This is a genomic window from Flavobacterium sp., assembly GCF_032153895.1.
In the GTDB taxonomy this organism is placed as follows: Bacteria; Bacteroidota; Bacteroidia; order Flavobacteriales; family Flavobacteriaceae; genus Flavobacterium.
The window spans coordinates 69,121-81,668 of the sequence record NZ_JALDYN010000005.1; the positions used below are offsets into that span (position 1 = coordinate 69,121).

Sequence of the window (12,548 nt, forward strand, 5' to 3'; positions counted from 1 at the left end):
TCAATTCCTGTAATTTTTATGAGAATGTTTTTCAAAAAAACTTATTTTTGGGGATTAAAATACCAAAACTATACATATGTCTATTTGGAAAACGAAATCGCTAACCCAATTATTAGGAGAAGCGTCAGAATCAGAAAAAGGATTAAAACGAACACTTTCATCTCGAGCTTTAGTTGCTTTGGGAATTGGTGCAATTATCGGTGCGGGCTTATTTTCCTTAACGGGAATTGCAGCTGCTGAACATGCCGGGCCAGCGGTAACTTTATCGTTTGTTTTGGCGGCGGTAGGTTGTGCTTTTGCCGGATTGTGTTATGCTGAATTTGCCTCCATGATTCCGGTTGCAGGTAGTGCGTATACCTATTCTTATGCGACCATGGGAGAGTTTATGGCATGGATTATTGGTTGGGATTTGGTATTGGAATATGCGCTTGGAGCTGCTACTGTTGGAGTAAGTTGGTCCCGTTATTTCTTAGAATTCCTCAATAAATTCGGAATACATCTGCCCAACAATTTAATCTGTTCGCCATGGGAAACCTTAAAACTAAGCGACGGAACCGTAATTGAAGGCGGAATCATCAACTTGCCGGCGATTTTCATCGTAGTCTTGTTGTCATTACTGTTGATTCGCGGAACCAAAGAATCGGCTTCGATGAATAATTTCTTAGTGGTTTTGAAAGTTTGTGTGGTAATTTTATTCATCGTTTTAGGATGGAGTTATATCGATTCGGCAAACTATGATCCATATAATCCTGCAAATACTGGAGTAAAAGGTCAATTTGGTATGTCCGGAATTGCTGCAGGAGCGGCTACGGTTTTCTTTGCTTTTATTGGTTTTGATGCGGTATCTACTGCAGCTCAGGAAGCAAAAAATCCACAAAAAGGAATGCCAATCGGAATTTTAGGTTCATTGGTAATCTGTACTATTTTATACGTATTGTTTGCACACGTTATGACGGGATTAGTTCCGTATCATGAATTTGCAGGTGATGCAAAACCAGCAGCTACAGCCTTTGCTAAAACACCATATACTTTTTTACAAACCGGTTTAATTGTAGCAATTTTAGCAGGTTATACTTCGGTAATTTTAGTAATGTTGATGGGACAAAGTCGTGTGTTCTACACGATGAGTAAAGACGGTTTGTTACCAGGTTTCTTTGGTGAAATCCACGAAAAATTCCGCACACCGTGGAAAACTAACTTGTTCTTCATGGTGTTTGTGAGTTTGTTCGCCGGATTTGTACCGGTTAGCGATTTAGGACACATGGTAAGTATCGGAACCTTATTGGCCTTCGTATTAGTTTGTATCGGAGTGATGGTAATGCGTAAGAAAATGCCGGATGCGCCAAGATCATTCAAAACACCTTTGGTACCTTTTGTACCGATAGCCGGAATCTTAGTTTGTTTGTACTTGATGTATTCATTGCCGTATGAAAGCTGGATTCGATTGATATTATGGATGGCTATTGGAGTTGCAATTTACTTCATGTATGGTAAGCGCAACAGTAAGCTAAACAACGAATAACAACCATATTGAGACCCAAGAAGTTTAACAAACCAGTTGCTTTTTGGGTTTTTTTCTATAATGCATTTCGATAAAAATTCCGATATTTGTAGTGTTATGAATACACCATGGAGTGGTTTATTGGCACATCTAAAATTCCTCATCAAGAGAAATCCTGAGTGAGTGCTTTTTTATTTGGTATGAGTAGTTTTAGAAACAAAGTCAAACTTTAAACAAATAAAAAATGCCATTTTATCATAAATTAGGGAAAATCCCGCATAAAAGACACATTCAGTTCCGTAAGGAAAACGGAGACTTATACTACGAGCAGTTGTTTGGAACCATCGGTTTTGATGGAATGTCAACCAATATGTACCACGAGCAGCGACCAACCCAAGTAAAGGAAATTCGCAAGCAGTACAGTGTCGCTCCAAAAATTGCAAAGGCGAATAACATTCAGTCGTATCGTTTGCGAGGTTTTCAAGTGCCGCAGGTTAATGATTATTTGGAAAGTCGTAAACCGGTTTTAACCAACAGCGATTGTACGATTATCTTAGCCGCACCAAAAGAATCCACACGCGATTATTTTTATAAGAATACCGATGCCGATGAAATGATTTTCATCCACAGAGGAACCGGAAAACTGCGCACGATGCTGGGTAATCTGGACTTCAAATACGGCGATTACTTAATTATTCCACGTGGAATGATTTATAAAATTGATTTCGATACCGACGACAATCGTCTGTTTATCGTAGAATCCCGTCGTCCGATTTATACACCGAAACGTTACCGTAACTGGTTCGGACAATTGTTGGAACATTCTCCGTTTTGTGAACGCGATATCCGTCGTCCGGAAGAATTGGAAACCTACAACGAATCGGGAGAATTCATCATCAAAGTAAAAAAGAAAGACGAAATTTTTGAAATGGTCTATGCTTCGCATCCTTTTGATGTGATTGGGTATGACGGATTCAATTACCCGTATGCTTTGTCTATTCATGATTTCGAGCCGATAACCGGTAGAATTCACCAGCCGCCTCCGGTGCACCAAACCTTTGAAACCGATGCGTTTGTAGTGTGTTCGTTCGTACCGCGTTTGTACGATTATCATCCGCAGTCGATACCGGCGCCATACAATCACAGTAATATCGATTCCGATGAGGTGTTGTATTATGTAGACGGTGATTTCATGAGCCGAAACGATATCGAAGCAGGACATATTTCGTTGCATCCGGCAGGAATTCCACACGGACCGCACCCGGGAGCCACAGAAAGAAGTATCGGAAAAACTAAAACTCAGGAATTGGCCGTAATGGTAGATACTTTCAAACCGTTAATGGTTACGGAAGATGCGATGAAAATTGCCGACGAGCAGTATTACCAATCCTGGTTAGATTAATTCAATAAACACAACTTTCGAGCAATCGTATTTGCTCAACTAAAATAGTATACATCATGTCACAAGAAATAAAATCAGTAGAATACGGATTAGAAAAAATATTTGAAGGCGCACAAGACTTCCTTCCTTTAATGGGAACCGATTACGTAGAATTTTACGTAGGGAACGCCAAACAGGCAGCTCATTTTTACAAAACCGCTTTCGGATTTCAGTCGTTAGCTTATGCTGGATTAGAAACCGGAGTAAAAGACCGCGCTTCGTATGTGTTGAAGCAGGATAAAATTCGTTTGGTTTTAACAACGGCTTTGAACAGTAATTCACCAATCGGAGAGCACGTTAAAAAACACGGCGATGGTGTTAAAGTAATCGCCCTTTGGGTAGAAGATGCGCGTCATTCATTCGCAGAAACCACAAAACGCGGTGCAAAGCCTTATTTTGAACCAGTAGTTGAAAAAGATGAAAACGGAGAAGTGGTTCGTGCCGGAATCTATGGTGCTTACGGCGAAACTGTTTTCATTTTCGTAGAACGTAAAAACTACAACGGGATCTTTTTGCCAGGGTACAGCGAGTGGAAATCGGATTACAATCCAGAACCGGTTGGCTTAAAATACATTGATCACATGGTTGGGAATACCGGTTGGAACCGAATGAACGAAGCCGTAAAATGGTTTGAAGACGTGATGGGCTTTGTGAACTTCCTTTCGTTCGACGACAAACAGATTACAACGGAATATTCCGCATTGATGTCGAAAGTAATGTCAAACGGTAATGGTCGTATCAAATTCCCAATCAACGAACCGGCAAACGGGAAAAAACGTTCTCAGATTGAAGAATATTTAGATTTCTATGAGGATGAAGGTGTACAGCATATTGCCATTGCAACGGATGATATCATTAAAACAGTAGCGGAAATGAAAGCTCGCGGCATTGAGTTCTTGAGTACGCCGCCACAAGCATATTACGATGCGATTCCGGAGCGTTTGAAAGATCATATGTCGAAATTCAAAGAAGACATCAACGAATTGCAAAAATTGGGTATTATGATTGATGCCGATGAAGAAGGCTATTTGTTGCAGATTTTCACCAAACCGGTTGAAGACCGTCCGACGCTTTTCTTCGAAATTATTCAAAGAATGGGGGCACGTGGTTTTGGAGCAGGTAACTTTAAAGCTCTTTTTGAATCTATTGAAAGAGAGCAAGAACTGAGAGGAACGCTTTAAAAAGTTATTTTTATTGAGAATATTTCAAAAACAACCCTTTCAAAAACCTAAATTTTGCTAAAAATGTGTTAAAGTCGAATTTTTAGTTGTAAATCGATAAAAATTCAACGTACATTTGCACTCGCAAAAATGAGGAAGTCATAACCCCTCATTGGAGCAAGTAAATTTTTCATAATTTATAGTTTTTTGGTTGGTTAATAGCATAAAAACTCAGTCATTTTTTTGGCTGGGTTTTTTTGTTTTTTAATTTTGGAATGGAAATTGCATTACTTCTGTAAAATTCTAAAAAAAATAGAACCAATGAAAAAGATTATCCTATCGTTGTCGCTTTTGGGCTTATTAGTTTTTGCAGCTTCTTTTAGTGCTTCAAAAAAACAAAATGCAGCCTTTACAACCGGAGAGTTTTTCAAATTCAGAATTCATTACGGACTGGTAAATGCCGGTTATGCGACCCTTGAAGTAAAAGAAGCCGTTCGTAGCAATAAAAAAGTCTATCACGCTGTAGGTAAAGGATATACCGTGGGTATGGCGAAGCTGTTTTTCAAAGTAGATGACGATTATCAGAGTTATTTTGACAAAGATAACGGTCAGCCCTATCAGTTTGTCCGAAAAATTGACGAAGGTGGCTACACTAAAAATCAGGAAGGATTTTTTAATCAAACAAAAAATACGGTTTTAGTTAAAGATTATAAAAATAAAACTGAAAAAACCTTTTCTGTTACCGAAAATGTTCAGGATATTGTATCTTCGTTTTATTATTTGCGAAATCATCCAAATATTGACCGTTTAACAAAAGGGGAATCCATTGTAATCGATATGTTTTTCGACGATGAGATTTACAAGTTTAAGTTGAAATATCTTGGAAAAGAAGATATTAAGACGAAATTCGGAACGGTTTCTTCGATGGTATTTAGACCATATGTACAATCGGGTCGTGTGTTCAAAGAAGAAGAAAGTTTAACGGTTTGGATTTCCGATGACGAGAATAAAGTACCGCTTCGCATCAAAGCAAGTTTAGCTGTAGGTTCGCTTAAAGCTGACTTGGATGGTTTCAAAGGACTGAAACATTCTTTTAAAGTAAAAGTTAAAAATTAAAATGGAAATTACTCCTGAGGTTCACGATAAAATCAAGCAGATTGAAAAGAAATACAAAGCTATCAATCAGAAAACCGAAACGCATTTAGAAGGCCTGTTGTGGTCTAAGCCGATAACGTATTGGGATTATATTCAAACCGATGCCTTATTGAGTTTGCAGACGCAGCGCACGACTCTTCCGGATGAAATGGTTTTTATCATGTACCATCAGGTGAACGAATTGTTGTTCAAAATGATTCTCTGGGAAATAGACCAGATAGCTCATGCCGAAGCCCTTTCCACTAAATTTTTCTCTGAACGTTTGATGCGCATCAGTCGTTATTTTGACATGCTGACGACTTCCTTTGATATTATGGGTGATGGAATGGAAGTAGAGCAATATCTGAAATTCCGCAATACCTTAACGCCGGCCAGCGGGTTTCAAAGTGCACAATACCGCATGATTGAGTTCGCCTGCACAGATTGGATTAACTTAATCGACCAACGATACCGAGCTGATTTTGACAGAAATTCCTCTTTTGAGCATGCTTTGGATTTTATGTATTGGCAGGCCGCAGGGAAAGATTACAGAACAGGAGAAAAGTCGTATTTGTTAAAAGAATTTGAGCGCAAATACAAGAAAGAATTTTTGTGTCAGATGGAAGTCTACAATACTTCAAATCTTTGGCAGAAATTCAAGCAATTGCCGGAAGCCGATCAAAATAATCCTGAATTGGTTGCCGCGATGCGCCATTTGGATAAAACCGTTAATATTACCTGGGTTATGGGACATTACAACGCTGCCAAAAAATACATTGAGAGCGTTCCCGGAAATCACGAAGCCACCGGAGGCAGCGATTGGAAAAAATATATGCTGCCAAAGTACCAAAGACGAATATTTTTTCCCGAACTTTGGACTACGGACGAATTAGCGCACTGGGGCGAGTAAAACAATAACCTATTAGAAAACCAACTGACTTGAAATACACCGCAATCATATTATTATCCTTAATACTATTTGCTTGTAATACTAAAGAAGAAAAAGAAAAAGCCGCAAAACCGGAAGCACCAAAAGAAAAAATCGTGTATGAGTTTGGGTTTAAACTCAACGACTTCAAGGTAATTCACGATACCATTCAATCCGGAGACAGCTTTGGTAAGATTTTAGGCGAGCAGGGTTTTGACGCTGCCAAAGTTCATGAAATCAATCAGACGGTTAAAGATTCTTTCAACGTTCGCGATATCCGTATCGGAAAACCATTTACTTTACTCCAGGAGAAAAATGCGCCCAATGGCTTGAAAGTATTTGTGTATCAGCCTGATAAAACAAGTTACTTTGTTGTAGATTTGCGCGATTCTATTCCGGTTGCTTATAAAAAAGAGCGTCCGGTCGTTATCAAACGAAGAACGATAGCGGGTGCCATTGATGGGTCACTTTCAGCTACTTTAGCGCGTGAAGGCGTTTCGGCCGCTTTGGCTCCGGAACTGTCTAAAATTTATGCTTGGTCCATCGACTTCTTTAAAATCAATAAAGGCGATAAGTTTGCCGTAACCATCAATGAAAAATATTTAGAAGGCGGAGAATACTTAGGAGTAGCCGGAATCGAAGCTTCTTATTTTGAATACAAAGGCAAGAAAATTTATGCGTTTCCGTTCAAACAGGACGTGAATTCCAAACGTGTCGATTATTACGATGAAGAAGGAAAAGTGTTGAAGAATATGTTCCTGAAAGCACCTTTAAAATTTATTAATATCACATCCCGATATACCCGAAGCCGTTTCCATCCAGTGCAGAAAATCTGGAAAGCCCACAACGGAACCGATTATGCCGCACCCCACGGAACCCCAATCATGACAACTGCTGCGGGCGTCGTAGAACAAACGGGTTATACCGGAGGAAATGGTAATTTTGTTAAAGTACGACACAACTCTACATACACAACACAATACCTTCACATGTCCAGAATACTGGTTCGACGCGGGCAACACGTTTCGCAAGGACAAGTCATCGGAAAAGTAGGAAGTACCGGTTTAGCTACAGGGCCACACGTTTGTTACCGTTTCTGGAAAAACGGGGTGCAGGTCGATCCATTACGTCAGAAATTGCCCAATTCTCTGCCAATGGATCCGAAATACAAAGCCAGATATATGGCAGAAACGGCACCATTAAAAAAAGAATTAGACAGTGTATCATTAGCTAAATTTGGTGAATAATGGCGTTAGAGAACGTAAATCCAACCTTGACCCCGAGTTGGAAACAACTACAGGAGCATTTTTCGGAGATTCAAAATCGTTCGATGCAGGATTTTTTTGCAGAAGATGCACAGCGTGCAGCAAATTTTCATATTCAATGGAATGATTTTTTATTGGATTTTTCCAAAAACCGAATCAATTCAACCACTATAAAACTGCTTTTGCAATTGGCGGAAGAAGCACAGTTGAAGAAAGCCATTCAAAGCTATTTTTCGGGAGATGCTATTAACGTTACTGAAAACAGAGCGGTTCTTCATACAGCCTTACGTTCGTCAAAAAGTGAAATTCGAAATAACGGACAGGAAAATGTCATCCCCGAAATTAAAGCGGTTCAGTCCCAGATTAAAACCTTTACTGAAGAAGTAATTGGAGGTATTCGCAAAGGGTATACCGATAAAGCCTTTACGGATGTTGTCAACATTGGTATTGGTGGTTCTGATTTAGGCCCAGATATGGCTGTGGAAGCGTTGCAGTTTTACAAAAACCACCTGAATGTTCATTTTGTTTCGAATATCGACGGGGATCATGTAACGGAAATTCTTAAAAAACTCAATCCGGAAACGACACTGTTCGTAATTGTTTCGAAAACGTTTACCACTCAGGAAACTATTTCCAATGCGACAACGATTAAAAACTGGTTTTTGCAATCAGGTACTCAAGAAGATGTAGCTAACCACTTTGTGGCCGTTTCCACCAACCTTGAAAAAGTAACTGAATTTGGCATTCATACGAACAATATTTTTCCAATGTGGGATTGGGTTGGTGGACGATTTTCACTATGGAGTTCAGTAGGTTTAAGCATCGCTTTAGCCGTTGGTTATGCTAATTTTGAGAAGCTATTGGAAGGTGCTCATACGATGGACGAACACTTTCAGTCGGCTTCTTTTGATACAAACATCCCAGTAATTTTAGCTTTGTTGAGTGTTTGGTATAACAATTTCTTCGACAGCCGAACCGAGGCGATTATTCCGTATTCGCAATATTTGAAAAAGTTAGCGCCTTATTTGCAACAGGCAGTTATGGAAAGCAACGGGAAACACATCGATCGTCATGGAAAAAGAGTTACCTATCAAACCGGAAATATTATTTGGGGGGAGCCGGGAAGCAATTCACAACATGCTTTTTTTCAGTTGATTCATCAAGGAACGAAATTAATTCCGTGTGATTTTATTGGCTTCAAAGAGTCACTTCATGGCAACAAAGAGCATCACGATAAGTTAATGGCAAACTTCTTTGCTCAAACCGAAGCCTTATTGTTAGGTAAAACCGAAGCGCAAGTTGCAGCTGAAGGCGAAAACAATGTCTTTTTAACGCCGTTTAAGACCTTTGAAGGCAACAAGCCGACAAACACTTTACTGATTGATAAACTGACGCCTAAATCGTTAGGTTCTTTAATTGCCATGTACGAGCATAAGATTTTTGTACAAGGTATTATCTGGAATATTTTCAGTTACGATCAATTTGGAGTGGAATACGGAAAACAGTTGGCCAACACCATTTTAAAGGAAATTGACAACAATACAGTTGGGAGTCATGATGCTTCAACCACTTTTCTTTTGAATGCGTACCTTCGAAAATAACAATTCGGTAAACTTGGTAACAATCAAATAAAGTTTAGATAACCTTTCTGACAGAATTATAAATCACTTTTGCACTGACAAAGCTTTTCAGTAAGCTTAGTGTGTTATTATTCAAAAACCTCCTTTCTTGCGACGGGAGGTTTTAATTTTTTACATCATTTCGATTAGTTCTAAGGCGCGTTTTATCGATTTTACATTTTCAAAAGTGAGTAATAAACGCAAACCGTTTTTGGTTTCTTTCTCCTTCATTTTGCAGAGATTGCCGTTTTGCTGGACAAACTGCAATACCTTCATGAATTTACCTGATTGATAGTAATCCGATTGCTGATCCGAAACAAAATAACCCACCATTTTTCCTTGTTTCAAAACTAATTTTTCAATCCCAAGTTGCGTCGCTTTCCATTTGATACGGATACTGTTCAATAAAGCTACTGCTGGTTTAGGTAATGCTCCGAAACGGTCAATTAGTTTTTGTTCGTATTGGTCTAAGGCTTCTTCGGTTTTGATTAAACTCAATTCATTGTATAAGTTCAGACGTTCCGAAATATTGTTGATGTATTCGTCCGGGAAGAGTAATTCGAAATCGGTGTCAATTTGTAAATCTTTAACGTATTCTTTGGTTTCGATATCATTGTCTTCCGGATACAAATCCTTGAATTCGTTTTCTTTCAGTTCTTCGATGGCTTCGTTCATGATTTTCTGATAGGTTTCAAACCCGATTTCGTTGATGAAACCGCTTTGTTCGCCACCTAATAAATCTCCGGCACCACGAATTTCCAAGTCCTTCATGGCAATATTAAAGCCACTTCCTAATTCGCTGAACTGTTCCAACGCCTGTATACGTTTTCTGGCTTCATCCGTCATCGCAGAATATGGTGGACAGATAAAATAACAGAACGCTTTTTTATTGCTTCGGCCCACACGACCACGCATCTGGTGTAAATCCGACAACCCGAAATTGTTGGCGTTGTTGATGAAAATCGTATTCGCATTCGGGACATCCAAACCACTTTCGATGATTGTGGTGGCTACTAAAACGTCGAATTCACCATCCATAAAAGCCAACATCAGTTCTTCCAGTTTTTTTCCGTCCATCTGACCATGACCGACACCTACTTTTGCACCGGGTACCAAACGCTGAATCATTCCGGCAATTTCCTTAATGTTTTCAATGCGGTTGTTGATGAAATACACCTGACCGCCGCGTTCAATCTCATACGAAATCGCATCACGAATCACTTCTTCGTTAAAGCCAACCACTTGCGTATCGATGGGATAACGATTCGGTGGAGGCGTTGTAATTACTGACAAATCGCGAGCTGCCATCAAAGAAAATTGTAAGGTTCTCGGAATAGGAGTTGCTGTTAAAGTCAGGGTATCGACGTTTTGCGCAATGGTTTTCAGTTTGTCTTTTACGTTCACGCCGAACTTCTGCTCTTCGTCTACAATCAGTAACCCTAAATCTTTAAAAACTACATTTTTATTCACCAATTGGTGCGTTCCGATGATGATATCCAGTTTTCCGGCTTCCAAATCTTTTAAGATTTCGCCTTTTTGTTTAGCAGTTCGGAATCGGTTTACATAATTCACATTCACCGGCATGTCTTTCAAGCGTTCGCGGAAGGTTTTGTAATGCTGAAACGCTAAAATCGTCGTCGGTACCAAAATCGCAACTTGTTTACCATTGTCTACAGCTTTAAAAGCAGCACGAATGGCCACTTCCGTTTTCCCAAAACCTACGTCACCACACACCAAACGGTCCATTGGGCGGTCGTTTTCCATGTCGGCTTTGACGTCTTGGGTGGCTTTTAACTGGTCGGGCGTGTCTTCGTAAATGAAAGACGATTCCAATTCCGCTTGCAAATAACTGTCCGGATGGCAGGCAAATCCTTTTTCTAGTCGACGCTTTGCATACAACTGAATCAGGTTGAATGCAATATGTTTTACACGGGCTTTGGTCTTTTGTTTTAAGGTTTTCCAAGCCGAAGAGCCTAATTTGTATATTTTTGGAGGCGCACCGTCTTTACCGTTATACTTCGATATTTTGTGCAGCGAGTGAATGCTCACATACACAATGTCGTTGTCGGCATAGACCAATTTGATGGCTTCCTGTGTTTTGCCTTCCACCTGAATTTTCTGTAAACCGCCGAATTTCCCGATACCATGGTCGATGTGTGTTACATAATCGCCAACAGAAAGGGTATTGAGTTCTTTCAGCGTAATAGTCTGTTTCTTCGAATAACCGTTTTTCAGGTTGAACTTATGATAACGCTCAAAAATTTGATGGTCTGTATAACACGCAATTTGATTTTCCTCATCGATAAAACCCTGAAACAAAGGAAAAACAACCGTGTGATAATGTTTTCGGATGTCTTCGTGATTGGCTTCGTCCAGACTTTCAAAAATATCATGGAAACGTTTCGCCTGCCCATCATTGGAACAGTACAAATAGTTTTTGATGCCGTTAAAATGATTGTCGCTTAGGTTGTTCAGCAACAAATCGAACTGTTTGTTGAACGACGGCTGCGGCTGTATGTGAAATTCAAAAGTTTTAGTGGTTCTGAAAATCGGTTTATTAGCCAATTCGACCAAAGTAAAATCCAGTGCTTTTTTCACAAAGGATTGCTGGTTGAGAAACATCGTTTCCGGATTGGCATGCTGAATGTCTTTCGATAGTTTTTCAAAGGCTTCAGTCGCTTTCCCGAAGAGTTTGTCGAGTTGGTTCAGCAGTAAATCGGTATTCTGAATGAAAAGAATCGTTTCTTTACTGATGTAATCTAAAAAGCTTTCGCGGTTTTCCTTCAGAAACTTGTTTTCCACATTGGGAATGATGGTAATTTTTTTCTGTTTTTCTACTGAAAGCTGCGTTTCCACATCAAAGGTTCGGATAGAATCGACTTCGTTCCCAAAAAATTCGATACGATACGGATTGTCATTCGAAAACGAAAACACATCAATAATTCCGCCGCGCACCGAAAATTCTCCCGGTTCGGCTACAAAATCGACACGTTTAAAGTTGTATTCAAACAAGACTTCGTTGATAAAATCGATAGAAATAGTATCGCCGGTTGCAACTTTCAAAGTGTTTTTGTCCAGTTCTTTTCGGGTAACCACTTTTTCGAAAAGCGCATCGGGATAGGTAACGATAATGGCCGGTTTTTTACGGGAATTGATACGGTTCAGCACTTCGGCACGCAACAAAACATTGGCATTGTCGGTTTCTTCAATTTGATACGGACGACGGTACGAACCCGGGTAAAATAACACATCCTGATCATTAATCAGGTTTTCCAAATCGTTTAAGTAATAGGCGGCTTCTTCCTTATCCTGAAAAATCAGCAAATACGGAAGTTCGGTTTTCTGAAAAAGCGCTTCCAATACAAACGACAACGACGAACCCAATAAACCTTTAATCTGAATTTTGGTTTCACGCTGTTTGAGCTGTTCGGCAATTTGAGCCGTTTTAGGTGCTTTGTGATAAAAATGTTGCGGTTCGGTTTTCAACGAAAAGTATTTTG

The 12,548-nt window shown here is 39.6% G+C and carries 8 protein-coding genes; 7 read left to right on the top strand and 1 reads right to left on the bottom strand.

What is annotated here, in order from left to right; translation table 11 throughout:
* Positions 1 to 76 precede the first annotated feature (76 nt).
* The 7 genes from RUH60_RS03570 (at position 77) to pgi (ending at position 9,030) form a co-directional block, all read left to right on the top strand.
* Positions 77 to 1,522 (top strand): amino acid permease, encoded by a 1,446-nt coding sequence (locus tag RUH60_RS03570; RefSeq protein ID WP_313805509.1) that lies wholly within the window; start codon positions 77 to 79, stop codon positions 1,520 to 1,522.
* A 223-nt stretch (positions 1,523 to 1,745) separates the two neighbouring features.
* Positions 1,746 to 2,903: a homogentisate 1,2-dioxygenase gene (locus RUH60_RS03575; protein WP_313805511.1), complete on the top strand. Its 1,158-nt coding sequence runs from the start codon at positions 1,746 to 1,748 to the stop codon at positions 2,901 to 2,903.
* A 56-nt stretch (positions 2,904 to 2,959) separates the two neighbouring features.
* On the top strand, positions 2,960 to 4,123 hold the full coding sequence (hppD, locus tag RUH60_RS03580; RefSeq protein WP_313805513.1) for a 4-hydroxyphenylpyruvate dioxygenase: 1,164 nt from the start codon (positions 2,960 to 2,962) through the stop codon (positions 4,121 to 4,123).
* A 300-nt stretch (positions 4,124 to 4,423) separates the two neighbouring features.
* Positions 4,424 to 5,218 (top strand): DUF3108 domain-containing protein, encoded by a 795-nt coding sequence (locus RUH60_RS03585; RefSeq protein ID WP_313805515.1) that lies wholly within the window; start codon positions 4,424 to 4,426, stop codon positions 5,216 to 5,218.
* Position 5,219: 1 nt separating this feature from the next.
* Positions 5,220 to 6,146 (top strand): tryptophan 2,3-dioxygenase family protein, encoded by a 927-nt coding sequence (locus RUH60_RS03590; RefSeq protein WP_313805517.1) that lies wholly within the window; start codon positions 5,220 to 5,222, stop codon positions 6,144 to 6,146.
* 29 nt (positions 6,147 to 6,175) lie between these two features.
* Positions 6,176 to 7,411 (top strand): M23 family metallopeptidase, encoded by a 1,236-nt coding sequence (locus RUH60_RS03595; protein ID WP_313805519.1) that lies wholly within the window; start codon positions 6,176 to 6,178, stop codon positions 7,409 to 7,411.
* Entirely contained in the window at positions 7,411 to 9,030 is a 1,620-nt protein-coding gene (gene pgi / locus RUH60_RS03600; RefSeq protein WP_313805521.1) for a glucose-6-phosphate isomerase, read from the top strand. Before RUH60_RS03595 ends, pgi begins: the two co-directional genes overlap by 1 nt.
* A 150-nt stretch (positions 9,031 to 9,180) precedes the next feature.
* Here the strand turns inward: pgi and mfd are convergent, their stop codons facing one another.
* Positions 9,181 to 12,483 carry a transcription-repair coupling factor gene (mfd, locus tag RUH60_RS03605; RefSeq protein ID WP_409559648.1) on the bottom strand — a complete coding sequence of 1,101 codons (3,303 nt, stop codon included), beginning with the start codon at positions 12,481 to 12,483 and terminating at the stop codon, positions 9,181 to 9,183.
* Positions 12,484 to 12,548 lie beyond the last annotated feature (65 nt).

Excerpts from the sequence above, each read along its gene's own strand:
- RUH60_RS03570 (WP_313805509.1), top strand. The coding sequence starts at position 77 with ATGTCTATTTGGAAAACGAAATCGCTAACCCAATTATTAGGAGAAGCG.
- RUH60_RS03575 (WP_313805511.1), top strand. The coding sequence starts at position 1,746 with ATGCCATTTTATCATAAATTAGGGAAAATCCCGCATAAAAGACACATT.
- hppD (WP_313805513.1), top strand. The coding sequence starts at position 2,960 with ATGTCACAAGAAATAAAATCAGTAGAATACGGATTAGAAAAAATATTT.
- RUH60_RS03585 (WP_313805515.1), top strand. The coding sequence starts at position 4,424 with ATGAAAAAGATTATCCTATCGTTGTCGCTTTTGGGCTTATTAGTTTTT.
- RUH60_RS03590 (WP_313805517.1), top strand. The coding sequence starts at position 5,220 with ATGGAAATTACTCCTGAGGTTCACGATAAAATCAAGCAGATTGAAAAG.
- pgi (WP_313805521.1), top strand. The coding sequence starts at position 7,411 with ATGGCGTTAGAGAACGTAAATCCAACCTTGACCCCGAGTTGGAAACAA.